We start from the raw sequence: 1,130 nt of genomic DNA on the forward strand, positions 1-1,130 counted from the left end.
TCGATTCCCTAGAGACAGTGCAAACGGAAGTCTTTGAGGCTTACAAAGACTACTTGGCCTTATATTGGCAAATGGTGGAGCAAGCTGAGCCTCTAACTGAGCCAGAAGATATTCAGCGGATTGTTAAGGCACAGAAAGACTACGACCAGTATAGTGCCGACAGAGACCCTGCCCATGGTCTGTTCAGCAGCTACTTTGGTCCCGAGTGGGCAGAGCAGTTCTTATATGAGTTCTTATTTGAAAATGCCATGCCTTTAGCCGTTAGTCCAAGCCAAACATGACTCTCTATCAGCCGTTTCTAGACTACGCGATCGCATATCTAAAAGAGCGCCTTGATCTACAGCCTTATCCCATTCCCCCTGGGTTTGAAAGCAAATTCGCCACAGTGGGGAAAGGGAAAAAGCAGCAAGATGTCCTGACCACCAGTTATGGCTTTGCTGCACCCAAAATCAGACAAATTCGAGCTGCTCATGTCCAGGGGGGAGCAGCATTACAGGTACTCAATTTTGTGATCTTCCCCCACCTCAACTATGACCTCCCCTTCTTCGGGGCTGACTTAGTCACCTTACCTGGTGGACATCTGATTGCCTTGGATATGCAGCCCCTGTTCCGGGATGATCCAGCCTATCAAGCTCGTTACACGGAACCTATCCTACCGATTTTCAAGGCCCATCAACAGCATTTGCCTTGGGGAGGAGAATTCCCTGAGGAAGCAACACCCTTCTTTTCCCCAGCTTTCCTGTGGACACGCCCTAAGGAAACTGAAGTAGTGGAAAATCGGGTGTTTGCTGCGTTCAAGGACTATCTGACAGCTTACTTGGATTTTGTCGATCAGGCAGAATTAATTACTGATTCCCAGCATCTGGAAGCCATCAAGGAAGCTCAACTGCGTTATCTGGGTTATCGTGCTGAGAAAGACCCAGCTCGTGGGATGTTTCAGAGATTTTATGGGAGCGAATGGACTGAGGAGTACATCCATGGTTTCTTGTTTGACCTAGAGCGGAAGCTCGCACAGGCAAGTTAAGCACTACTGGAATTATTAGGATGTTATAACTTCACCTCAGTTCGATGTAAGAAATTGCTTAGTTTTTTCAGGAGTCAGGAGTCAGGATCTTCGAGTCATAAGTCAG

1 protein-coding gene and 1 pseudogene are annotated in these 1,130 nt (G+C 47.6%); both read left to right on the top strand.

What is annotated here, in order from left to right:
- Positions 1-281 (top strand): annotated as a pseudogene (locus F6K38_RS42705) (15,16-dihydrobiliverdin:ferredoxin oxidoreductase); the annotation flags it as partial.
- Entirely contained in the window at positions 278-1,024 is a 747-nt protein-coding gene (locus F6K38_RS42710; RefSeq protein ID WP_287257304.1) for a phycoerythrobilin:ferredoxin oxidoreductase, read from the top strand. The pseudogene F6K38_RS42705 and the gene F6K38_RS42710, both read left to right, overlap by 4 nt.
- Positions 1,025-1,130 lie beyond the last annotated feature (106 nt).

Source organism: Moorena sp. SIO3B2, assembly GCF_010692525.1.
In the GTDB taxonomy this organism is placed as follows: Bacteria; Cyanobacteriota; Cyanobacteriia; order Cyanobacteriales; family Coleofasciculaceae; genus Moorena; species Moorena producens.

Coding starts and splice junctions, on each gene's coding strand:
- F6K38_RS42710 (WP_287257304.1), top strand. CDS start 278: ATGACTCTCTATCAGCCGTTTCTAGACTACGCGATCGCATATCTAAAA.